At 60.7% G+C, this 23885-nt stretch carries 11 protein-coding genes; 4 read left to right on the top strand and 7 right to left on the bottom strand.

Annotation, left to right across the window (positions count from 1 at the left end):
- Positions 1 to 336 precede the first annotated feature (336 nt).
- Positions 337 to 465 carry a hypothetical protein gene (locus AC6FTP_RS10870; RefSeq protein WP_497206940.1) on the bottom strand — a complete coding sequence of 43 codons (129 nt, stop codon included), beginning with the start codon at positions 463 to 465 and terminating at the stop codon, positions 337 to 339.
- A gap of 340 nt (positions 466 to 805) precedes the next feature.
- On the bottom strand, positions 806 to 2830 hold the full coding sequence (locus tag AC6FTP_RS10865) for a PSD1 and planctomycete cytochrome C domain-containing protein (RefSeq protein ID WP_497206939.1): 2025 nt from the start codon (positions 2828 to 2830) through the stop codon (positions 806 to 808).
- A 155-nt stretch (positions 2831 to 2985) separates the two neighbouring features.
- On the opposite strand from AC6FTP_RS10865, the gene AC6FTP_RS10860 reads away from it, so the two are divergent.
- Positions 2986 to 4410: a DUF1501 domain-containing protein gene (locus AC6FTP_RS10860; RefSeq protein WP_497206938.1), complete on the top strand. Its 1425-nt coding sequence runs from the start codon at positions 2986 to 2988 to the stop codon at positions 4408 to 4410.
- Here AC6FTP_RS10860 and AC6FTP_RS10855 read toward each other — a convergent pair.
- From AC6FTP_RS10855 to AC6FTP_RS10835, 5 genes are read right to left on the bottom strand one after another with little or no spacing between them, the layout of a single operon-like run.
- Positions 4407 to 7946 carry a hypothetical protein gene (locus AC6FTP_RS10855; protein ID WP_497206937.1) on the bottom strand — a complete coding sequence of 1180 codons (3540 nt, stop codon included), beginning with the start codon at positions 7944 to 7946 and terminating at the stop codon, positions 4407 to 4409. The genes AC6FTP_RS10860 and AC6FTP_RS10855 overlap by 4 nt on opposite strands.
- 24 nt (positions 7947 to 7970) lie before the next feature.
- Positions 7971 to 11225 carry a hypothetical protein gene (locus AC6FTP_RS10850; protein WP_497206936.1) on the bottom strand — a complete coding sequence of 1085 codons (3255 nt, stop codon included), beginning with the start codon at positions 11223 to 11225 and terminating at the stop codon, positions 7971 to 7973.
- Positions 11226 to 11245: 20 nt separating this feature from the next.
- Complete coding sequence (locus AC6FTP_RS10845; RefSeq protein WP_497206935.1) at positions 11246 to 16609, bottom strand: hypothetical protein; 5364 nt, start codon at positions 16607 to 16609, stop codon at positions 11246 to 11248.
- 48 nt (positions 16610 to 16657) lie between these two features.
- Positions 16658 to 18688: a bifunctional serine/threonine-protein kinase/formylglycine-generating enzyme family protein gene (locus AC6FTP_RS10840; RefSeq protein WP_497206934.1), complete on the bottom strand. Its 2031-nt coding sequence runs from the start codon at positions 18686 to 18688 to the stop codon at positions 16658 to 16660.
- The gene (locus tag AC6FTP_RS10835; protein WP_497206933.1) at positions 18681 to 19412 is read right to left on the bottom strand and encodes an RNA polymerase sigma factor; all 732 of its coding nucleotides are present in this window, start codon (positions 19410 to 19412) and stop codon (positions 18681 to 18683) included. Before AC6FTP_RS10835 ends, AC6FTP_RS10840 begins: the two co-directional genes overlap by 8 nt.
- 318 nt (positions 19413 to 19730) lie before the next feature.
- On the opposite strand from AC6FTP_RS10835, the gene AC6FTP_RS10830 reads away from it, so the two are divergent.
- The 3 genes from AC6FTP_RS10830 to AC6FTP_RS10820 all read left to right on the top strand — a co-directional run bounded on the left by AC6FTP_RS10830 (position 19731) and on the right by AC6FTP_RS10820 (position 23880).
- Positions 19731 to 21140 (top strand): DUF1501 domain-containing protein, encoded by a 1410-nt coding sequence (locus AC6FTP_RS10830; protein ID WP_497206932.1) that lies wholly within the window; start codon positions 19731 to 19733, stop codon positions 21138 to 21140.
- A gap of 324 nt (positions 21141 to 21464) precedes the next feature.
- Positions 21465 to 22643, top strand: coding sequence for an enolase C-terminal domain-like protein (locus tag AC6FTP_RS10825; protein ID WP_497206931.1), 1179 nt, complete (start codon positions 21465 to 21467; stop codon positions 22641 to 22643).
- Positions 22644 to 22647: 4 nt separating this feature from the next.
- Positions 22648 to 23880 carry an MFS transporter gene (locus tag AC6FTP_RS10820; RefSeq protein WP_497206930.1) on the top strand — a complete coding sequence of 411 codons (1233 nt, stop codon included), beginning with the start codon at positions 22648 to 22650 and terminating at the stop codon, positions 23878 to 23880.
- Positions 23881 to 23885: the final 5 nt, after the last annotated feature.

The raw sequence follows: 23885 nt of genomic DNA, 5'->3' as shown, positions 1-23885 counted from the left end.
ACCCAACGAACACCCCCTGTGCATAACCGCAGCTCACACCCTGATTTTCCGGGCCGCCGCTCACCACCACCCTCAAAACTCAAACCTCTCCATGTCACACTTTTCGTTCGCCTAATAACCAGCCAAGCAGATTAACGCGTGTTTAAAACTCGCGGCGAGTTGCGGTTTGATACCTGAGGAGCGTGCGATGCCCCCCATAAAGCTTTGCACTTCATCCCTAAAAAGTAGTGCCTCAGATTGAGGCCCTTACAATCGCCAAAGACCCTTGAATATCATAATGCGACAGGTGTTCGGGAGGGCAAATCAATCACCGAGCTCTCACGGGTCATCGAGAGGCTACTCTTCGTAATGTGACAGCTTGTGCTGCAAACCCAGCACTCGGCACAGCCCGGAGTGACCCTCCAGCCAGTCGATGACTCCTCGGTAGGTCGTCTTGAGATAAGTCTTGGGGATCAGGCAGCTCATCAACTACCGCTGCATGAAGTCATGGCGGCTTTTGATCGAACCGAAATCGGCCAGTTGCCTTGCTCCGAGGTTCATCGAGAGTTGTGCGACTTGTACAATCCGTGACTTCATTCCGTTGCTTTATCACTCCTGCCAAAATCAGGAAAATGGTGCTACAAGTCATTTTGCCCCCAAAACGCTGGGACGAGGAGCGCGCCGTCGGCTGACAGTCAAGCTTTCGCCGCCTGTGCCGCGACTATGAACGCCTGACGGGCACCCGCGCTGGCCTTCATTGGCTGGTCTCCGTCTTCCTCATGCTCAACAAACTTCTTTAGACGGTGTGTGAAAAGGAGATTCGTGGCTATTCGTGATAAACAAACTCGTTCAGATTCAAAATCACCCGGCAGGCCTGCTCCAACGAATTCTCGCGCAAAAACGTCTGCATCTTCATTAACTCGTCCTCCGTCGGCTCGCGGCACAACGCAAGCCGCCACGCGAGGGTGATCTGCTTCATGGTATCATCACTCGCTTCACGCTTCAGGCGGGTGGCGAAGTGCATGGCTTGTTGGTTGACGAAGTCGCCGTTGAAGAGGCTGAGGGCTTGCGGAGCGACGGTGGTGACTTGGCGTTGGGGGCAGCTGCTGACGGTGTCGGCGAGGTCGAGGGTTTCGAGCATGGGGATCACCAACCCGCGTTTGATGAAGGCGTAGATGCTGCGACGCGAGGCTTCGCGCTCGTCGGAGGCCTGCCAGACTTTTTCTTTGTCGGTGTTGGCTTCGAGCGCGGCCTTGGGGATGCCGGGCTTCATCGCGGGGCCGAAGCGCTTGGGATTGAGCTGGCCGCTGACGACGAGCATCGAATCGCGGATGGCTTCGACTTCGAGGCGGCGATAGCGCATGAGAGCATCGGGCGATTTGATCGACTGCCATGCGCGGCTGGTGAGGATGAGGCGGTGCAGCTTCTTTAGCGACCAGTTCGCATCGTTCATGAACCAATGCGCGAGCCAGTCGAGCAACTCGGGATGCGATGGCGCGGCTCCCATGAGGCCGAAGTCGTTCGCGGTGGTGACGAGGCCCTGACCGAAGTGCTGTTGCCAGACGCGGTTCACGATCACGCGTGCGGTGAGTGGGTTTTCATCGCTGGCGATCCATTGCGCGAGGCCGAGACGGCGTTGGGTGGTCTTGTCGCCCGATGTAAACGCCGGCTGTTGTTTGACGAGAATCGCGGGCACCGCAGGCTCGACGAGATCGCCGAAGCGTATGGGCGAGCCGCGCACGAGCACATGCGTCTCGGGTGCTTTCGCAGACGGCTCGCGCCAGGTGTAAACCTCCGTGCCATCGACGGATACAGTCAGCTCGGTGCGACCTTTGCGGGGGCGTTCGAGAGGATTGAAGACGGCGACGAGGCTGTAGTAGTCTCGTGTGGCTAGAGGCTCGAATTTGTGATCGTGACAGCGTGCGCAGCCGATGGTGAGGCCGAGAAATGCCTGCCCGGTGGTGCTGACGATGTCGTCGAGCTGGTCGTAGCGATCCGTCGCGGGATCTGCGGGCTCATCATCCCAATGACCGAGCCGCAGGAAGCTTGTGGCGATGTGCGATTCGAGTGTGCGGTCCGGCAGTTCGTCACCGGCGAGTTGTTCGATCACGAAGCGATCGAAGGGTTTGTCCTTATTAAGCGCTTCGATAACGTAATCGCGGTAACGCCAGACGAAGGGCTTCTCGGCATCGCGCTCGTAGCCGTTGCTGTCAGCGTAACGCACGACATCGAGCCAGTGGCGTGCCCAGCGTTCGCCGTATTCGGGGCGGGCGAGGAGGTTGTCGATCACGGCCTCATAGGACTGATGGGAAGGAGGGGAATGATGTGCGAAGGCATCCTGCTCTGTGATCGTGGGTGGCAGGCCCGTGAGATCGAGGTGAATGCGGCGAAGCAACGCTGGCGGCGAAGCCTGTGGTGCTGGCTCGTGTTTTCCGAAGACAAGAGCATCAATCGGATGCTCTTGCGCCGACTTCGGCACTGCCGGACGCTTCACCGGCTGAAACGACCAATGCTCCGAAGGCTTTTTCGGGATCACTTCATCGCTCGGAAATGGGGCACCGGCGGCGAACCACTTTCGCAGCGCTTCTACCTGCGATTCAGTGAGCCGTGCGCCTTCTGGCGGCATGCGCTCGTCTTCGTCATGTGAGGTCACACGTTCGAGCAGATCGGCGTGGATGCTTTTCCCGATCAAAGCGCCCGCATCAAGCCGCAGGTCGCCCTTTTGCTTCACCGTGCCGTGGCAGGAGACGCAGCGCTCCTTGAGCAGCGGCTTGATGTCCTTGGCATAATCCACGGCCGCCAGAGTCATCGGCAGGGTGAAGGAGAAAAGGAAATGGATGAGCCGATTCATGCCTTGATTGATCTTGGCGCAGGATGCCATGCGGTTCATACGTCGAAAGGCATGCCGGTTCTCTCCGCCGGGGACAATACGGTGTGACGGGGCGGCTCGGGCATGGAAACCATGCTAGTTCCCAAACGCAGCCGACGTTCGAAACGGGATCTCCCATGAATACCTCTTTCTTTCCCTGCGCTGGCTCGCGGGCGCTGCATGCGCCGACGCGACGCGAGTTTGTCTTTGGACTGGGGACCTCGCTTGGCAGTGTGGCACTCACCTCGTTGCTGGCGGCGGAGGCAAAAGGGCCGCTTTCGCCGAAGGCTCAGCAGGTTCCGGCGAAGGCAAAGAATTGCATCTTTCTCATGATGGAGGGCGGGCCGAGCCACATCGACTGCTTTGATCCGAAGCCAATGCTGGAGAAACTGCATCTGAAGGAATTCACCCGCGAGGGGAAGCAGAAGTCGGCGATGGAAAGCGGAAAGCGCTACTATGTGAAGTCACCTTTTAAGTTCGCCCAGCATGGAAAGTCGGGCGCGTGGATGAGCGAGCCCTGGCAGCACCTAGCCAAGGTGGCCGACGATCTGTGCTTTTATCGTGGCTGTCAGGTGGACTCGGTGAATCATCCGACGGCAATGTATCAGATGAACTGTGGCAACCGGTTTGGCGGTGATCCGGCGATTGGATCGTGGGTAACGTATGGGCTCGGCTCGGTGAACCAGGATCTTCCTGGGTTCATCGTGCTACCCGAGATCAGCTATCCGCAGGGCGGCAGCGCGAACTGGGGCAATGGCTATCTGCCTGCGCAATTTCAAGGCACGCCGCTGAGGCCGAAGGGTTCGCCGATCCTGGATCTGCGTCCGCCGCAGGGCATCACGCCGGAGCATCAGCGGGCAAATTTGGACCTGCTCGGCAAGCTGAATGCCAAGCACGCGGAGGATCATCCGTGGCATGACGAGTTGAAGGCGCGGATGAACAATTACGAGCTCGCGTTTCGCATGCAGATGCAGGTGCCCGAGGTGATCGACCTCGAAAAGGAGGATGTGAAAACAAAGGATATGTATGGCATCGGCAAGGAAGCGACGGATGCCTTTGGTCGGAAGTGCCTGCTGGCACGCAAGCTGGTGGAGAAAGGCGTGCGCTTCGTGCAGCTCTACGCGGGCACCTGGGACAGCCACGACTACATCGAGCGGGCTCACGGAAATCTGATCCGGCAGGTGGATCAACCCATCGCGGCTCTGATCCAGGATTTAAAGCAGCGTGGTCTGCTCGAAGACACGCTCATCGTCTGGTGCGGTGAGTTTGGCCGCACGCCGGACAATGGCGTGCGTGGCGGCACGGCCTACGGTCGCGACCACAACCCGAAGGCGATGACGGTGTGGATGGCTGGCGGCGGTTGCAAAGCCGGCCACAGCATCGGTGCCACCGATGATCGCGGCATGGAGGCCATCGAAGAGGTGCATCACGTGCGTGATGTGCATGTCACGCTGCTGCGTCTGCTCGGGCTGGATGACAACAAGCTCACCTTTTACCACGGCGGCCGCTTTAAACAGCTCTCCCAGATCGGCGGGCAGGTGATCGACAAGCTGATCGCTTAACGTCTCAGCGCGGGGAAGGCGCGGTAGAAGAAGCGGGGGTCGCTGTTGGAGAAGGTTTCGCGGAATTCGCCGCTGCCGATGTAGGGGGCGGGATTCGGGAGGAACCACTCGATGAGATCGGGGCTGGATTCGATCATGACGTCGATGGCATTGGCATAGGCAGGGGGCCAGTCGGCGCTGATGCTGAAGGAACCGCCGCCGAGACTGGCAAGGTGGAAGTCACGCAGGGCGAGGAGGACGGGTGCGAGCACGGGGCTGCTGCTGGCGCTGCGGGGATCGGTGCCGTCGAGATACTCCTGCGCGAGCGAGTAGAGGGAGCCATCGCGATTCATGAGGGTGTCGTGGGCGAGTGTGCCGAAGTGTCGGAGCTCCCAGGAGTCGGCGAGGAGGTCGTTGTCGCTGTCTTCATCGACGACGAGGGGCAGTGAAGTGAGGGTCAGCGAGGTGACTTCGAGGCCAGTGTAGCCAGCGATCTGCGGTAGGTCGTTGTAGGCGGTGATTTGCAAAGGTGTGCCTGCGGGGGCTTCGTCGGTGCTTGGCAGGGTGAGGGCGCGGATGCGGTCATCCAGCAGGAGGTGCGGTGTGGCGACGGTGTCGTTGACGAGAGAGAGTCCGGGCGTTGGCGCTTCACTGCGAACGTACATGGTTTGGGTGCTGCTGCTGCGCTCAGGGATGCTGGCGATGATGGCTGCGAGCTTGGCTGATGCTGCGCTTCTTTCCGCTGGAGGCAAGGTGGTGACGGCTAGGTAGTCGGCGGGAAGCGCGCCCGTTTGCACAAAGGAGGCCAGGGCATCAAGAGGCATGGAGAGGGTGTCGAGTGCATCGGGAGCGAGGGCGTTGTGCAGTGCATAAACATCACGGGCTAGCTTGCGCAGAGCCTGCGCGCCGAGATCGCCGCCTGCCATCTGATCATCAACATGCCGCAGCACGGCGATTGCGCGGACGATGCCGGCCGTGGGCACGGTGGTAGAGGCGCGGCGAAGGCCGGAGAAAGTGGCGGCATCATCGAAGAAAAGCTCCGCAGCATCCGCTGTAGAAGTGGGATCACGCTCAAGGATGAGGTCGCCCATGATCTTGCCAACGAGCACAGCACCCAGTGAGGTGGCGGGTGAGAGCGTGATCTCGGCATAGGGTCGTGCGCCACGATTGGCGGCGGCTTGAAAAGCGGTGATCCAACCTGCGGCGGAATAGGTGCCGGTCGGGCTGCTATCCCACAGTGGGTCGAGCTGGCTCGTGCTCCAGCCTGAGTCGAAGCCCTGCGTGTCGGTGGCTCCGTTGTTCCAATTACTGCTGCCTGCCTGCCAGTTCGTGCCGCCCCAGCTCCAGGCGGTGGGCGTGCCGATGGCTCCGTCCGTGGTGGCGAAGCTCCAGACTTCTGGTTCGAGTGCGGGGATGAGCCCGATGAGTTCGCGTCCGCGTGGTTCGTTTGTGCCAGCGGGATTCGTGCTGAAATGTTTGTCCGTGCGGACAATGAGGAAACCCATCGCCGGATCGACGGCGCGAGTGCGGACGCGGCCAAAGGCAGGTGCGGCAGTGCCGATGCCAATGTGACGGTCACCGAGTTGATTGCCAAAAGGATCGGTGACGGTGACGTGAGTGCCATCAGCAGCGACACCCATGGTGGTTCCCAAAGTGTCTTTAATCTGCGCACGGACATCGACGAGCATGGCATCGAGCGTGGATGAATGGGAGGTCGGGTGATCACCCACGTCATTCGGGTTGGTGACAGCGGCGATTTCTTCGCGGTCGCTGTAGCCATCGCCATCGGTATCCGCGCCGCCATTGGGATCCATGCCGTAGGAGATCTCGACAAAGTCGGGCACGCCATCGCCATCGGCATCCTGGAGTGCGGGCGGTTGGGAGAAGCTGTAGCTGGCGCTTTGTACAGTGCCCGCACCGCCCGTGCTGAGCGCGTAGTATTGCACTGTCACCGGACGCGTGAGCCAGGGAGGGCTGGCTGAGTTCCATGCTTGAAAGGCACCCGTCGCTCCAAGACGGAAGTAAACGGTCGTGCCGCCGTTGAGGCCGGTGAACTCGATTTTCTGCGCGGTGTCGTAGGTGCCAGGATCGGGTGAAATGATGACTGCATCCGGTGCCGCTCCGAGGTTGGCATCAAAGCTGAAGAGCGAAAACTGAGCGTGCATTTGGTTCACGGCCGTGCCCAGAGGAGCAGCCCCCGGCGTGCCCAGCGTGGTGACAACAGGCGTGCCAAGGCCTGTACTGCTGGTGGAGAAGGTGGAGGCGCTGGCTGTGACAGGTGGGCCGACGGTGACTGCTGTGGTCCAATCGGGCACCTGATAGCTGTGGAGCAGTTGCGCGTGATCTACCTGGAAGATGGGGTTGTCCAAAAGCATCACATTCGCGAAGGCACTGAAGAACTTCAGCTTTGGCAGAGTGACAATGCCTGTCTGTGTCCAGCCTGTGCCTGAATTCGTGAAGGAGACAGCTGTCTCGCTCGGTTGTCCGGGGGCAGGTGCGTAGAGCAGTTGGAAAGCATTTCCCGGCATGGGAACGAGACCGCTGAGGACGCCGGAAGCGCCTGTCGCAGTGATGGCAGTCGGCGCGCCAAAACCCGAGGCGACGGTGTAGGGGTATTCGCGCAGGAGGCCATTGTCGTAGCGGACCAACACACGCCTGCCCGCAGGTGTGTTCACAGGGGCCAACTGGGCGATGTTGAAACCGAGATTGGAGTTCAGATTACTGCTGAAGGTCCAGCCTGGCCCGCCAGCACTGATGCGGCGGACATTGACGTTGGGAGAGCCGGGCACCCAGAACATAACGTCCGCGTCCGTGCCGTCGAAGATGCCGGAGATGTACTGTGAACCTTTCGGCAAGGCCGCGAGGCTGAGCATGGCAGTGGTGCTGGTGCCGGTGACTGCATAAGCCTGGAATCCATCCACCAAGGCCGTGGCGATACGCATGTGGACAAAAATGGAGGAGGCACCGATCGCGGGCACGATGGGGTTGCCGTTACGACCGGCAATGTTTGCCACATCGTCAGTGCGCAGCAGCGGCCAGGTGCCTGCATTGGAACGGATCTGGCGGAGTTGATAGGTGTCCGTGAGATCACGGGAGGCGAGCACGACGAGGTCATCCTCCGCTGTAGGCGCAGCTCCGAGCGGAAGGTCCACGGCGGCAAGGAGCTGTGGGCCGAGGCCGGTGGTGAAGGCCGTGGAGGGTACAGTCACGCCCGGGCTCGTGGGTGAGAGGATCTGTGTGCGGTTTTGATCCACACTGGTGACGGCGAAGGAGTCTGCCGTGACACCGTTGAGCCTGCCGACGGCGATGCCGGTGACATTTGAGACACCCGTGGGACGACTCTGAGAAAAGCTGACAGCACCTGTGCCCGCACCATAGCCGAGGCGATAGAGACCAGTGGCTTTGTCCACGATGAGGACATCGGGAAAAGCATCGCCATTGAAGTCACCGCTGGCGGAGAACTCGACCTGGGTCTCATGCACAAAGGCGGCTGCCTGGAGAAATGAGGTATGCAGAAGCACGAATGACGAACACAGCAGGGCGTGGGAGAGCTTCATGGCGTGTCAGGGTGGGAGTTTGAATTAAAAAGGCACATCAACGGTGTTCGTGACGATCACGCGTTCGATCTCTTTGTTCGGGCCAAAACGGACGAGCAGGTATTTGTAGCGAGCGCCTTTGATGACGGGCTGCCTGTCCATCAGCAGGATGTCCTGCACACTGTCCGTGATGGTGCGTGGCAACCCGGTGACTGTGGAAGAAAGGATGGCGATGAAAGGGTCCGTCACCGTGGTGCTGCCACCGCTCTCCACCTGGGCGATTTTTTCCATCAGCGGACTGACCTGCACGATGTCTCCAGGCACGGTGGGGAAGTAAGTGTTTGCCACCTGCACACGATAGAGAGCGACGGGCAGGATGAGACCTGGGATGGTCTCCTTGGGCTCGGCGAGAGCGGCGGCATCATTGCGATAGAGATGCTCTTCGAGATCCTTGAGTGTTTCCAGAGTGTATGTCCGAATCAAAGCGGGATTGTCGTTGTCGGGGCTTCCGATGATCGTGCCCTGGCCGTAGTCCTCATATTCGCCGATGCGCACGAGGTTGCCTTTCCAGGGTGAGAGCTGATTGCCACCCAAATGTATGGCTGCGATCCCAGTGTTGAAGTCGGCCTTCGGTGGCAGCGGACGGTCCGGCCAGGGCACCTGCACGCCTAAGCCGACTTTGCGCAAGGCGTAGCTGAAGCTCTCGACATTGCTGAAGGTGCCGACCATACGATCTCCAAACTTGCCAGGCCCGACGGCACGGACGAGCACGGTGTAGGTATCCGTGAGCACCACCGGAAGATCGAAGCTGAACTCAGGGGAACCATCAGCATTCAGATGGCGTGCGAGACCGGTCTCGAAGATGGTGAAGTCGAGACCTTCCGTGCCTTCGATATCCGTAAGCACGTTGGGATGCGTGCCGACGAGATCATTGGAGAGGCCGCTGTTAGTCGGAAGCGCGGCACTGCCGGAAGCGCGGCCCACCCAGATCTCGAAGCGCTCCACACCTGCGATGTTGGAGAAGAAGCCCACCTTCATGCGCAGTGGCAGTATCGGCAATGCAGTGATGGGCTCCAGCATCGGCGTGGGCAGGTAACTGGCATCGCCATAGCTGACGCATTCACCCTGCTGCACGAGCGGTCCGGCATTGCCATGCTCATCGAGAAGCTGGAGGTAATAACAAACGGTGGCATTTCCTGCGACGGGGTTGGGATCACTCCAGACAATGGGTGAGGTGGTGACTTCACCGGAGACGATGAGCGTCTGCTCGCTGTTGTTCACGCGGCGGTAGATTTTGTATTCCTTCGCACCTGCGGTGGGGATAAAGGTGCCGCTGAGATCCGTGGTGGTGCCGGTGGCAGGATCCACGGCTTCATGCTTCCAGTCGCCGAGCACTCCAGGGATCGTGATTTTGTTCAGCGTCGCATTCCAGAGGGCGAGGATATAGTTGTTGTTCTGTGGTGGTGGCGACCCTCCACCGGTGGATGCCACCCAACTGGTGACGCGGCCATTCTTTGTGCCTGCCCGGCAGCGAAACGTGGTGTCACCGAGGTAGGTGGGGATCGTTTTGCGCAGCATCGCGACCATCTGACCATTGATCGTCTTGCGGAAGACTGCACGACCGAGCGGAGTGGATTCATTGGCCCCCATGGAGAATTCGGCCCAGTCCCAGCCATCTGCAGGAGTGGCGGAGCAGGTGAAAAGGAAGTGGCCCTGATCATTCGTGAGCTTTGGCAATGGCACCTGGGTAAAGCTGTCGAAGACCAGCGAGGGATTGCAGGCGGTGACAAGCACGCTGCCTCCGGTGCCAGCGGGGCCTTCACGATCACGCAACACTCCCCAGGTGGGCGCACTGTGGCCGGAGTAGTTCTGGCTCATACTGCCGTCGATGGCACGGATGGTGTAAAAGTAGGTCTTGCTCGTGTCATCAGGCACTTCAGGCGGCGGCTCATCCACCTCGGCCCAAGGTGGTGGTGTGTTGCTGCCGTCATCGACAAAGGTCATCGTCGCGGCTGGAAGCACGGCGATGAGGTTTTTGTCCGGCAAGTGGGTCACGGGGTCGATACTGAGCCCCTTCGTGGTCAGTTCCTTGGGCGTGCGCCAGCGATAAACATACCAGCCGCTGATGGTCTCCCCTGCTGGCAGGTCGGGAGCTTCCCAGGTGATGTGGAAGCGCTGATCACGCTGCACGCCGTCATAGCTGGCCACACTGCGCACCCGCACGTTCTGCGGCGGGTTAGGCGGCATACGGTCTTTGATCGTCACCGTGCGGGCTTCGGAGGGCTGACCTCCACGCCCGAGCAGGTCACGAGCGACGACGAAGTAGGCGACTGCGGTTCCATCTGTGAACTTCGTGCCGCCATCGAAGCGATCATTGTCATCAAGCACAAAGACGGTGGTCGTGTCGGCAGCGTTCGTGGCTTCAGGACCATAGAGAATCTTCGGCGGGAGGATGGCGAGGCTGTTCACCTTCACTGTGAGTGGCTCTGCGACGAGCATCGCGGTGGTGGCAGGAGGCGAGGCGATCCAGCCGTGAGCTGTGGCCTGGGCAAGCGGCACGCGATAAACGTCGTAGCCATAGTGCAGAGGGCTGAGGTCGCGCAGATTGTTCGGCGTGGCCCAGCGGAGAGCCACGTTGAGATCACCTTTTGAAGAGGTGTCTTCGACTTCAAAGGGTCGCCCCGTTTGTGGCAGCACGAGGATGGAGCCAGCATCCAAAGTCACACGCCCGAGAACGGCGACATCGGTGTCTGTAGCACGATCATACTCGCGCAGCTCGTAGGTGCGGACGGAAGCGGCTGGAATGGGGTCGGCAATCGCGATGCCGAGCGCCAGGGCGACGGCCGGATGTTGCCGTCCCAACAAAATGAGCCGCTGGGTGTTCTCGGCATTGCCATGAGCAGCGGCGACGAGTGCACTGAGTCGTTCCGAAATGGTCACGCCTGCTGCGGGAGCGGCATCACCGAGCATGTCCGTGAGCAGCGTATCCAGATCGGCCATGTTTTGCCCCAGTTTCTGAGCCACCGGCAGCAGTGACGCGATGAGGCGAGTGTCTGCGGAGGGCTCGACGATCGAGATGCGGGCAAAGGATGCGGGCGAAGCAGCGGTGCCGTTCTTGCGGTAGATCGCCAGCGAATGCGTGCTGATGAAAAGCGGGTCCGTGGGCTGCCAGATCAGCCAGGCATGAGTGTCGGGCCCGCTCGTGGCCGTCGTGCCAGCGAAGATGAGGCTTTTGTCGAGCCCGGACTGCGCGAGCACTGAGGCCGTGAGAACAAGGGAGAGGATGAAGGAACGGAACATGGTCTGAAGCATGAAAAGGTTTAGAACTGCACATCCCAACCGCCGGAGTCGGTGTATTTGAAGTCCACCTGGAAGCTGGCCTTCACGCAGAGCGGGCATTTGCCAGCCTGACCAAAGATGCGGCCGTAACCGGCGAAGTTGTAGCTGTCTCCGCTCTTCGATCCGGCGAGCGAGACCTCCGCGCCGATCTCCACCGCACACAAGCCTTCGCCGAAGACACCGAGTGTCATGCGGCCGCCGTAGGTCGGGCCTTCCTGGAAGTAAAAGACGCCCGCACCCGCCTTGGCGCTGATATTGAAGAAGCAGGTGCCGCCGACGATGGGGAAGGTGCCCTCTCCATACGCGTAGATGCCAGTGATGGTGTTGGTGGGGATGACATCGTCAACGAGCGGGTCGATGAGCTTCAGCGGTTCCAGATCACAGGACCTGCCAAAGAAGACACCACCTGCGACATCGAACTCGCCGAAGCGTACACCGATGGCGGCGGCGATGTAGTTTTCACCCGTGCCAAACATCACACTGGCCGCGAGACGGTAGATCTCAAAGGTCTCGAAGCCAATCTCACCCGAGGTCATTTCAAAGGCGCCGCCCATGCTGCTGGGCACGTTGCTCGTGAGACCAAACTTCACACTCATGTCCGCACGCACTCCATCTGCGCCTAGGCCTGTCCAGCCGAGGCTCATGTCGGTCGTGCCGATGGTCACCTCAGCCGCCACGGCTCCGGGGGCACTGGAGCAGCCTTCGGGACCGTCGGAGTCGAGTTCCTTGATTTGCAGGTAGGCGTTCAGTTTCAATTCATCAGGAACGCTCAGCTCGAATTCGCCGTCGATGCGCAGTTCGTCGAGGCTGTCACCATTGATCCGGGCATAACCTGTGAGCGAGCCAGCACCGAGTTTGTCACCAAAGCTGCCGAGGGTGTTGTTGATGCTCGTATCAAGCTCGGCGAGCACGTCGGAGAGAGCCTCGCGGATGGCGTCATTGAGCGCGGCAAAGGCGCTGTCCACGGCCTCGTTAAATCCTGCCTGCAAGTCGTAGAGGCGCTCTTTTACCGCCTCTTGAACCTCGGCGACCATGGCCGTGGCATAGAAGGCATCTTCCACTTTTTGTTTGATGGCTTCCTGCCATTCGGCGGCGAGTTCGTCGAGATTTGTGAGATCCTGCACAGTGGCGCTGAGCACGATGTCCTTGGCCGCCAGCTCGATCTCCGCCGAAATGTTGATGATGTCGGCAATGCCAGTGGGTGAATTAATGATGTCCTGGATCTCCTCACCAAGGTCAGTGGCCAGTTGAAGCTGCTCGCGCACATCGGAGACCAGATCTCGGATCTCTTGAAGAGCCTCGGTGATGGCTGCGAGCGTGGGTTCCTGATCCTGAATGAGCTCGGCGAGGTCTTCTTCAATCGTGGAGGCATCGACGAGATCACTCAGCACATCGACGAGCGCACCGGAGAGCGCCTCGAAGACCGCCCGGCGCAGCTCACCATCAACATCCACTTTTTTCAGCAGGCCGTTGGCGACCTGTTCGACAGGCAGTGCTACTCCGGTTTCAGGATCAATGGTGACAGTGTTAATGACGGAGTCGATGCCCTGCTCGATGCGCGCCAGTTTGGCATCGAGCTCGGCGAGGAAGGTGGTGGCATCATCCAGCGTGTTCAGCGCCTCTTTGAGCGAGGTCATCGACGAGGTGGTGGAGGTCGTGTAGTCTTCGATGATCTGCTCCAGATCTGCATCCGTGTACACGCCAGTATTGATCTTGGCCTTGAGGGCATTGACCATGCTGGTGAGCACAGGCGTGGACACGGCATCAAGAGCCGTGCCGAGCAGATTTTCCGCCTTGTCACTGAGGGTGTTGGCAAACTCATCCACCCCATTCTCCAAAGCACCGAAGACGTGCTCGCCCGCCGCCTGAATCATCGCGGAGGAGGTGCCGGTGACATCATCCACCGCATCAAAGACAAAGTTTGTCAGACTGATCTCCGGCAGCCCATCGTAGCGCACGCCGAAAGTGATCTCTGCATTCTCCGAGTCCATGTACACCAACTCATGCTGCGTCTGCACGACGATGAGCTCTTTCGAGATGGGGCCGAGACCAGTGAAGTTGTAGGCGAGGTTGGACCACTGCACGGGATAGTCGAAGTCGATGATGCCGCCGAGCCACTCCTGCTGCGCACGCGGGAGGTATTGCTCCGTGCCACTGGTACGATACAGCGCCAGCGTGGCACCAGTGAAGCCGGCATTGTTCTGATCAAACTCCGTGGAGGTGAAGGGATCGAGCGTGCTCTCCAGCCAGCCATTGGAAGGCCAGCCGCCCATGATGTAAATGAGTGAGGTGAGCTCCGTCGCAGGCTCAGGACCAGTGATGCTGCCGCAGCGCAGATGCAGATGAACCTGCATGTCCCGGAAGAACGGAACATCCAGTCCACCGAAGAGACTCCAGAAGCCTTCGCCAGTGGAGTCATCGCTGAGGTAGGCTCCTTGCGAAGGGAAAAACTCGTATATTTCATCGTCCGTGTTCATCATCTTCAGTGTCGCCGGCAGGCGGATGCGCGTGGCCACACTGTCCGCTAGGCCAAGCGTGTCTTTGAGATTCGGAGTGACGAAGCTTCCATCCGTATGAATGCCCAACTGACCGACGATCGGGTCTTCGAAATGCGATGCATAAGCACCAAAGCCGAGCACGAGCGTGGTGCCATCTCCGGGCTGGCACTCATTCACCGACTCAAAGGTGGCAGTGTAGGGCGTGAAGAGGCAGTCCCAGAAATTGAATTCCTTTGTGATGCTGCCAGCACCATCAATGGCGAAGCTCTCCAATGCCCCGATGCAACTGATGGACAGCTCCGAGAAGTCGAGCGTGAAGTCCGTGGGCAGTGGCAGGTCGAGCATCCCACTGGTGCGGCTGTCCTCCTGATCGGTGGAAAGGAAGGAGAAACCGAAGGCATCCAGCGTGAATGCATAACCACCGATGGTTGCCGTGGCTGGGAAGGTGCCGTTTTCAGCCTCGTGGATGCCGGTGACGCCGGAAGTGCGGGCATAGTACTTCGAGCGAGCTGTGAGAGTGTAGGGCGCGTAGGGATCGCCCTGGAGAGTGCTGAGGCCGTCAAAAGCACCCGCCGTGCAGCGGAAGTTCACACCTGCGTAGTCGCCGAGCCCGTTGATGTAGGGCGCGGTGGAGGGACGCTCTGCGGTGCTCAGATTCGCCGGATCAAAGCCCGAGAGCAACAGCACGGCTGGACCATCATCATCAGTCAATGCATTCAAGTCGCCGCGCAGGAAGGTGCCGGCCATGAGGAAGTTCCCCGTCGCGAAGAGATCCGTCACCTGATGGGCAAACTCCTGCGGGGAGAACGAGGTTGGTTTCGGAATGGCACCCCATGAAAGCTGGCTCATGGTGACCGAGCCTGCGGCGTGCAGACCTCCGTCGGCAGTGAAGACGAGCTGACCGGAGGCACTCGTGAGAGTGACGCTGGAGGCGACGAGATCTCCGCAGTCATGCTCGTAGGCCTCCTGGCAATGTTGATTGTAGGGAATGACGACCGGACTTGCCGTGGCGAGATAGCTCGTGGCAGGTGTGGTGACGATGAGATCATTCTCGATGCTGATCTGACTGGCCGAACCATAAGTCACTTCCGTGTCGTAGGGCAGATGCGTGTTAAAGGTGGCCGCCGCTAGCGCGAGGATGGTGGTCATCTCACCACCGCCGCTGGTGCCTGTTTTAAACTTCGGCTGTGCTGCGGACACCACGCGGTTATAGACATGATCGTTTGAGCGCTTCACCGCCACGGTCGGGTCCGCGTAGGTGTAGTTCGCGATGAAATCGAGCAGCGGCTTGCGAATGGAGTGCGCGAGACTGGCATTGCTGGCGAGGAACTCACCCGTGACGGTGTTCCAGGTGAGTTCGTCCGAGTTGATGTAGATCGGCTTGGTTTCCTCGCAGAGAAAGAAGGTCCCCGGGGTGTAGGAATTCGTCAGTGTGGCAGACAGCGGCCCGAGTGTCTGGGTGAAGTCCGTGATGCCATAGTTCACATAATCCGTCAGCAGTCCCTCCGTGCGTGTGGCACTCCAGCCGACGCCGGCAGGCAGACGGGCGATGATCTCTCCATGCGCACCCGTGGTGTCCAGCGTGATGTCGCCCACGCGACGGATCGGCACGCCATTGTGCAGGCCGAACTCCGCAGCAGGCGTGTCAGGATGCAGCAGCACCGTACCGCTGGTAAAGGCAGGTGCCCGGTCGCCCGTGTAGCTGGCATCACCAAACTCATCGAGGATGACATTGATGATCGTGCCGTCGCCGTAGTGGTAGTTCGTGATGCCATCCACGGTGCCGCTGTTATTGTCCGGGGCGATGCGGAGGGTGGCACTGATGACACCAGGAACGGCCACCGTGGGAATGGTGGATGGAGCCGAGGCGATGTGGCCGAAGTACGTGGTGATGCTGCCGCCAAAGGTCAGCTTGCCGGTGAAGTGCGGCGTGAAGGTGGTCACGGAGGCGAAGGTGCCACCCGTCTTCACCGTGCTGGTGGCAGGGATCTCGATGTGGCTGCCCTGCACGTCGATGTGGTGCATCTGCGGCTTCAGGATGACGCTGGGATCGACGTAGATCGTCTGAAAACTCGAGACACCCGTGGGAGCGGGCGGCGAGCCGCTATTGTCATGACCATCAATACTCACCGTGAAGGCGTTGTTCGTGACGGTCGCGGCCTGTACGGTGCTGTCAGCGTCGTTGGTGAGTGTCGGCGTGAGTGTGACATCGAGGCTGACATTCTGCGGTGTCGTGGTCCAGCGGTCATAGCGGTGGACTTTGTAGCCGACTGTGACGGGGACGGTGGTCTTAGTGGCATCCGTCTCCAGCAGCCAGGCACGATCAATGATGACGCTGGTGATCTCGGTGAGCGCGTTGCGGTCATTGCTCAGCGCATCCGTGCCAGGAAAGTGCAGGTAAGTTTTGCCAGGCGAGCCGGTCAGACCATCCACCAAGGCAGGTACGCCGGAGACCTCTACAAGTCTGGCACGGAGACGATAGAGCACACCTGGCACGAGAGGTGCGGCAGCCGTCGGCTCCAGTGTGCCATCGGCCGTGGTAGTGACAGGCAGACCCGTGGTGACAGATCCGAGAGACGTGGTGCTGGAGACCATGACGGTGCCAGCGGGGTTGAGGAGACTCCACTGGATCTCATAAGTTCCTGCGGCGCTGATGGTGTAGTTCACACGGGTATCGATCAGATGACGATCAATGCCCGCAGGGTCCACGGAATCCGCGCTGATGACATAACCAGGAGCCGCGTAAGAAGGCAGCGCGAGGCTGTTCACGCTGCCCGCGCCCTGAGCTTGGGCGAGCAGCGGCATGAGCAGGCAGGCTGCGAGGATAAAAAAAAGGCGTGAGTGCATCTTGAGCAGGTTTTCAATCCAAAGAAGCTCCCTTTTGGAGCCTGGGTTTCAGTTATTTTTCGTCGTGTCAGAGCGGGATTGATCCGCGAGCGTGGTCTCCTCTTCAGAGACGGTGGTATCGATACTACGCGGACGTGCCTCAGGCACTTGGAGGTCGAGAACGACCCGGAAACCATTCATGTGTTTGGCACGGCCCAGGGGCTCGATCTGCCGTGATTGCAGCCTCAGCCCACGGGGCAGCACCGTGGCCCAGGAGCCACCGCGCATGATGTAGCTCTTGCGGATGGCATTGGCCTGCGGCGGTGCCAGCGTGTCGGTCCACTCGGAGAGGTTCCCGGCCAGATCGTGAATGCCGAGTGCATTTGCCGGAAAGCTTCCCACCGGTGCGGTGCGTGGGAATGAATCACGTTCGGGCAAAGTCTCCGCATTCGGCGGCCAGAAGCTGTCCGTGACCTCGACACCACCGAAATTGCCCTGCTTTTGCAGATCAGGCAGGTCGAGCATGGTTTCGAGCCTCGTGGGCGGGATGTCGGCATCGAACTCCAAGCCTGCAACAAGACTCCATTCAGCATCCGACGGGATGCGGTAGGCCTGGGAGGCCGTGATGCGATTCTCAAGACGGTCTTTCCAAGTAAGCCAGGCACAGAAAAGGCGCGCGTCGATGAGGTCGACGCCGCAGACGGGATGGTCCTTGGTTTGTTGGAAGCTGGGGCCTGGATTGCGCCAGGTCGGGCCATCAGCCGAAGGCATCTCCACACCGAGTTCTTTTAGAACGGACTCCCTGGGGCGGCGCGATCCTTCGCGGATCTGGGTGCGCGGGTCATTGCGCCCCGTGCGCCAGCTCGGCATGACCGCATTATCGGCTTCAAAGAAGACCTCAAAATCCTGCACACGCGTCTCCCAGACGGAGCAGAGAAGCTTCGTCGCAGGCACGGGCACGAATTTCATGCCAAGGCTGTTCGTCCAGGGCTTCTCGCGGGTGGCAGTGGTCGCGGGAGGATAGACCGGTGGAGCGGCAGGACCGTTATTTTTCGCGGTCAGCCATGATCCTGCCGCTGCACCGACTCCGAGCACGGCCAGCACTGCCGCGAGGGCCTGCAGGCGGTATCGGCGGGCTTTTCGTTCGGCCATGCTGACGTGATGGCTCCACACTTTCTGCACAGACTCCGCCATCTCCGCCACTCTCGCGGTGCGGCCTGCGGGATCATCCACCAAGGCATGTGTCACGATGGCATCCAGCCGTTTGTCCAGGCCTGTGCGTTTGGAAAGTGGCGTGAACTGCCCCATCGGCACCGCACCTGTCAGCAGTTCATAAAGCAGCACGCCGAGCGCATACACATCCGTGCGTGCATCGGCAGACTGAGCCTTCTGCGTGACCTCCGGCGCCACGTAGTAAGGCGTGCCGAAGGTATCTCGCGTCTGCGTGAACCCATAGGCGAAGGACTCCTCCACCAGCGCCTTCGCCAGTCCGAAGTCCGCCACCTTCACCGTGCCATCGAGACCGATGAGGATGTTCGCCGGCTTGATGTCACGATGCACGAGACCGCGATCATGCGCGTGCTGCACCCCGGCACAGACCTTGAGGAAAATGTCGATGGCGCGCTCGGGCTCCAGCCTTTGCGCGCGCAGCAGTCGGCGCAGATCGCAGCCGTCCACATACTCCATGACGAGAAAGTGCCGCCCGTTCGGCATCTCGCCATGATCCAGCACGCGCACCACGTTCGGATGATCAAGCTGAGAAAGCGCCGCCACCTCGGCCTCAAAGCGCGCCGTGGTCTCAGGATCACGCGTCAACCGACCCGCGACCACCTTCATCGCCACTTCGCGGGCACGCGCCACCATCACTGCGCGGTAAACCTCCCCCATGCCACCACCGCCGATCAGTTCGATGACCTCGTAGCCCTGCACGTTCAGCGAGAGCGGTTCCTTTTCTTCCAGTTCCGCATCCGCACTCGCCAGGAAATCCACCTGCACACTGCGCGCCACACATTGAGGGCAGAGCCCCCCCACGAGCATCTTCTCGGGCTGCGGTTTCCCACAGCGCGGACAGGTGATCATGCTGGAGGCGGCGTCACTCATGGCTCATCACGGAGAGTAGATAGCGCAATTCTTCCTCCACGTCACCTCCCGGTGGTAAAGTTACTGCCACCTCGGCGCGGAGTTCATCCGCCAGACGCCGCCGGGCGCGATGCACCTCCAGCTTCACCTGGCTCTCCGTCATGCCCACCAGCTTCGCGATCTCTGCGTAGGGCTTCAGCAGATCCGGGCTGATGAGCCCCGCTTTGAGCTCGGCGAAAAGATCCTTGCGCCCACGCGCCGTGTAGCGGGACTCCATGCGCTCGATGGCTGTGCGGATCACGCTCCAGGCCCAGCGCCGGTCGAACCATTGGTCCGCCGCCTCCGGCTCGCTCGGCACGTCAAAGGTCTCCACGTCGTCCAGCGAGATCTGCATCTGCCCACCGCCGCGCTTTTGCCGTGAGGCGTCACGTCTCACCGAGGCGAGGTGATTCCTCAAGGATTGCCGCAGGTAACTGCGCAGCCGCCCACGCTCCGGGGCCACGCTTTGGATGCCTCCACCGCTGATGAACCGCGTGAGGAATTCCTGCGTCTCGTCCAGCGCCTCCTCCCGCTGGCAGCCCAGCGCGCGCAGGTAGGTGTAGATGGCCGGCCAATAGTTCTGGCAAAACACCTCCAGCGCCTGCCGCGCCTCCTGATCTCCACGTTGCACCCGCATCACCTGCGTCCAGGCTGTGATGGGAAAAGCGGCTCCAGCGGTGGATGAACGTCGGCTAGTGTCAGACATGACCCCGTTTCTGTCAGAATCAGCTGCAGAACTCAAGATCGAAGGCGATGGAAAGGCGTCAGCCATGTGCAGGCAATGCGCTCTTTTCAGCCGAAGGTTTCAACAGTGTGGAAACTTTCCTTTCGGGTGTCGTTGAAGGCCCGCTGCATTCCCATGGGTTCACAGAAATGAGGATGCAGCGTAAGAAGACACTGGTCCCAAGATCAAGTGCCTGACGGCGCTTTCTGATCTTGGGAGACACTTCACTGCACCTCGGACACCACGCGGATCGCACCGATTGATTTTGAATCTGTACGCGTTTCTTTATCCTTCATATCCATGAACCGCTTTCTCACACGTCGTGAATACTTGATGCGTGCCACCAACGGCTTTGCGGGGCTGGCGCTGGCGGATTTGTTGGCGGCGGATGCGCTCGCCGCATCGCCACTGGCGGAGAAGCAGCCGCATTTTTCGGCGAAGGCGAAGCATTGTGTGTTTCTCTTCATGAACGGCGGGCCAAGCCAGGTGGACACGTTTGATCCGAAGCCGGCGCTGACGAAGTTTCATGGCAAGCCTTACACGGGGGATGCGAAGGTGGGATCGAACGGACGCGCGGTGGGGCATCTGATGCAGTCGCCGTTTGAGTTCACGCGGCATGGGCAGAGCGGACTGCCGATCAGCAGTTTGTTTCCGCACACGGCGCGTCATGCGGATGACTTGTGCGTGATCCGTTCGATGCACGCGGACACGGCGGCTCATGCTTCGGGTTGTTTGCAGATGAACACGGGCAGCATCTTCATCGGCAAGCCGTGCCTGGGCTCTTGGCTGAACTACGGACTGGGCACGACGAACCAAAATCTGCCGGGCTTTGTGGTGATGACGGACCCGCGCGGCGGGCCGATTGGCAGCGCGTCGAACTGGACGGCAGGTTACATGCCGGCGGCGTATCAGGGCACGTTGTTTCGCAGTGGTGGGTCGCCCTTGCTTGATCTCGCTACGCCGGAGGGCACGAGCGACCGCACGCAGCGACGCAGTCTGGATTTGCTGAAGTCGCTGAACGAGGAGCATCTCAAACGGCATCCCGAGGAGACGGAGCTGATGGCGCGCATCGAGTCGTATGAGCTGGCGTATCGCATGCAGACGGAGGCGATGAGCGTGGTGGATGTGGACAGCGAGGATGCGGCGGCGCGCGAGATGTATGGCCTCAATGATGCGCGCACGGCGGATTTTGGTCGCAAGTGTCTCATCACACGGAAACTCATCGAGAAAGGCGTGCGCTTCATCCAGCTCTACTCCGGTGGCGGCCACATCGAGGACACCTGGGACGGTCACAACGACTGCATCACCAATCACACGCTGCACGCGGGCGAGACGGACAAGCCTATCGCCGCGCTGATCGCCGATCTGAAGCGCACCGGCTTGTGGGACGAGACGCTGATCGTCTGGGGCGGTGAATTTGGCCGCACACCGACGAGCGAGGGCGTGGGCAAGCCGGGCCGCGATCACGACTGGCACGGCTTTTCCATGTGGATGGCCGGAGCGGGTGTGAAAGGCGGCCAAGCCATCGGCTCGACGGATGAACTCGGCTTCAAGGCCGTGGAGGATCGCGTCCACGTCAGCGATCTGCACGCGACGATTCTGCATCTCATGGGCATCGACCACACGCGGCTGAGTTTCCCTCATCAGGGACTGAATCAGCGGCTCACGGGCGTGGAGGAGCGTCGGGTGATCGCGAAGGCGTTGGCGTGAACACAAATCTGTAAAATACATGAAGGACAACATCCTTTGGCTGTCTGTTTGGGCAGAACTGAGTCGCGTCCGAGACCTTCGACTGAGGGCCTGTGTGTCCAGATTCATGGGGACACGGCGCCTGGTGACCTTTCTCCAAGAACAAGGCAAGAATGCGCCGCACGGATACATCATCTGCCACGGTGCGTATCCCATGAAGCACAACCCGCAAATCTTCGCCCTGACGTGGTTTTGTTCGTAGCATAGGCTTTCCAGCCTGTGATTCTTCAAATCAACACACCAACGAACTTCCAACACACAGCCTAGAAGGGCTATGCTACACCCATGAAAATCACCGCCATCGAAACGCTTGTCTGCCATGCCCGGATGCGAAACTGGGTCTTTGTCAAAGTCGTCACGGATCAGCCCGGCCTCATCGGCTGGGGGGAGGCGACGCTGGAGTGGCATACGCGCAGCATCGTGGGGGCGATTGAAGACATGTCGCACCTGCTCATCGGCGAGGACCCGACGCGGGTGGAATACCTGTGGCAGATGATGTATCGCCAGCACTTCTGGCACGGGCATGGCATCGTGCGGGCCACGGCCATTGCGGGCATCGACCTCGCGCTGTGGGACATCGTGGGCAAGGTGGCGAACATGCCGCTCTCGAAGGTGTTTGGTGGTCCGGTGCGTGACTGGGTGCGTACTTACTGCCATCTCGGCGGCGGGAAGATGGAGGATTTTTATCAAACGCCCGCCGACAATGCGAAACGCTTCGCCGAACTGGCGCAGCAGGCCGTGGCGGATGGTTACACGGCCTTCAAAAGCATGGCGGTGCCCAGCACGATGCCCATCGAAGGCATGAAACCCGTCCGCGCTGCCGCAGCCGCCGTCGCGGCCATGCGCGAGGCTGTGGGACCGGACATCGACATCATGGTCGATTGCCATGCGCGGCCTTCACCGGCCATGGGGCTGAAGTTTGGCAAGGCGCTCGATGATTTCGGTCTCTACTTCTTCGAGGAGCCCTGCTGGCCGGAGGCCGTCGATGGCCTCGCGAAGATCAACGCCGCGCTCACCACACCCGTGGCCAGCGGCGAGCGCGTGACGAACCTGGAGGCCTTCAAAGACATGTTCGAGAAGCGTGCCGTCGAGATCTGCCAGCTCGACATCACCCACTGCGGCGGCCTCAGCGCCGCGAAACGCATCGCCGCGCTCGCGGAGGCACATCGCATCGCTTTGGCACCGCACAATCCGCAAGGCCCCGTCAGCACCGCCGCGTCGCTCGAGTTCGGCTTCAGCCAACCGAGCTACATCATCTGCGAAACCGTTCACAACGACGTGCCGTGGCGTCAGGACGTGGTCGAGGAAGGCTTCACCATCGAAAAGCAGGGCCGCATCGTCCGCCCGAACACCAAGCCCGGCCTCGGCATCACCATCAACGAAGCCGAGGTGAAGAAACATCCGTTCCAACAAGAGATCGTCCTGCGTGAATTCAGCCCGGATGGCGCGGTGACGGACTGGTGATCTCATGAAACCCAACCGCGCTCGCTTCATCGTCCTCGCCGGGCTCTGCTCGGCGGCTGCGCTGGCGTATTTTGTGCGCAATGGCGTGGCTCCGGCGGAGAGCACGATTCGGGCGGACCTCGGGCTGACGAAGGAGCAGTCGGGCATGATGATGAGCGCGTTTTTCTGGCCGTATGCGCTCTGCCAGATCCCGGCGGCGATGTTGGCGCAGCGGCTCGGGGCACGCTGGGCGCTGGCGATGTATGCGGTGATGTGGTCGCTGGCCACGGCGGGGCTGGCGATGGGCGAGTTGGGCTGGATGACGGCCTCGCGGGCCTTCATGGGCGTGGCGCAGGCGGGGCTGGTGCCAGTGGGCGTGATGGCCATGTCGCGCTGGTTTCCCAAAACGGCCCAGGCCTCGGCGGCGGGGGCGTTCAGCGGTTTCATGTCGGTGGGCAGCATCGTCGCGGCTCCGCTGACGGCTTGGTTCGTGATGAACGCGGGCTGGCGATGGATGTTTGTGCTCAACGCGGTGCCTGGCGTGCTATGGGCAGTGTGGTTTGCGTGGTGGTATCGAAACCGGCCGTCGGAGCATCCGTCCGTGGATGCGGCGGAGCGTGAGTGGATAGAAAAAGATGCCTCAACAGCTCCCACCACGACTCCGGCGATCCCGTGGCGTGCGCTGACGACAAGTCCCTCGCTCTGGCTGCTCTGCACGCAGCAGTTTTTCCGGGCGGCTGGCTACATTTTCTTCGCGAGCTGGTTCGCCACCTACCTGCAAGAGGCACGCGGCATGACGCTGGCGAAGTCCGCGTGGCTGACGACGCTGCCGCTGCTGGCCGATGTGGCCGGCGGTTTCTCCGGCGGGCTGATTTCCGATGCGTTGATGCGCTGGACGGGCCGCCCGCGTCTCGCCCGCCAAGGCATGGCGATGACGATGCTCATGCTGTGTGCCGCGTTGATCTTTGGCGCGTGGTTTGTGGCGCAGCCAGTGCTGGCGGTGATCATCATCAGCGCGGGCATGTATTGCGCCGGTGCGGTGAACCCGTGCTACTCAGCCACGCTCATGGCCTTCGGCGGACCTCACGCGGGCACCGTGAGCGCGATCACCAACATGTGCGGCAATTTCGGCGCGGCTTCCTTCCCCATCGTGGTGCCCTGGCTCATCGCCCACGCCGGCGGCTGGGATGCCGTGCTCGTCGGCTTTGGAACGATCTACATTGTAGCTGCGATGCTGTGGGTGCGGGTCAAAGCGTAGCATAG

The organism is Prosthecobacter sp., from assembly GCF_044378005.1.
Taxonomy (GTDB): Bacteria; Verrucomicrobiota; Verrucomicrobiia; order Verrucomicrobiales; family Verrucomicrobiaceae; genus Prosthecobacter.
The sequence above is the reverse complement of the archived record's forward strand: the minus strand, read 5'-3'. Positions and strand labels throughout refer to the sequence as shown.

Excerpts from the sequence above, each read along its gene's own strand:
- AC6FTP_RS10870 (WP_497206940.1), bottom strand. The coding sequence starts at position 465 with ATGAGCTGCCTGATCCCCAAGACTTATCTCAAGACGACCTACCGAGGA.
- AC6FTP_RS10865 (WP_497206939.1), bottom strand. The coding sequence starts at position 2,830 with ATGAATCGGCTCATCCATTTCCTTTTCTCCTTCACCCTGCCGATGACT.
- AC6FTP_RS10860 (WP_497206938.1), top strand. The coding sequence starts at position 2,986 with ATGAATACCTCTTTCTTTCCCTGCGCTGGCTCGCGGGCGCTGCATGCG.
- AC6FTP_RS10855 (WP_497206937.1), bottom strand. The coding sequence starts at position 7,946 with ATGAAGCTCTCCCACGCCCTGCTGTGTTCGTCATTCGTGCTTCTGCAT.
- AC6FTP_RS10850 (WP_497206936.1), bottom strand. The coding sequence starts at position 11,225 with ATGTTCCGTTCCTTCATCCTCTCCCTTGTTCTCACGGCCTCAGTGCTC.
- AC6FTP_RS10845 (WP_497206935.1), bottom strand. The coding sequence starts at position 16,609 with ATGCACTCACGCCTTTTTTTTATCCTCGCAGCCTGCCTGCTCATGCCG.
- AC6FTP_RS10840 (WP_497206934.1), bottom strand. The coding sequence starts at position 18,688 with ATGAGTGACGCCGCCTCCAGCATGATCACCTGTCCGCGCTGTGGGAAA.
- AC6FTP_RS10835 (WP_497206933.1), bottom strand. The coding sequence starts at position 19,412 with ATGTCTGACACTAGCCGACGTTCATCCACCGCTGGAGCCGCTTTTCCC.
- AC6FTP_RS10830 (WP_497206932.1), top strand. The coding sequence starts at position 19,731 with ATGAACCGCTTTCTCACACGTCGTGAATACTTGATGCGTGCCACCAAC.
- AC6FTP_RS10825 (WP_497206931.1), top strand. The coding sequence starts at position 21,465 with ATGAAAATCACCGCCATCGAAACGCTTGTCTGCCATGCCCGGATGCGA.
- AC6FTP_RS10820 (WP_497206930.1), top strand. The coding sequence starts at position 22,648 with ATGAAACCCAACCGCGCTCGCTTCATCGTCCTCGCCGGGCTCTGCTCG.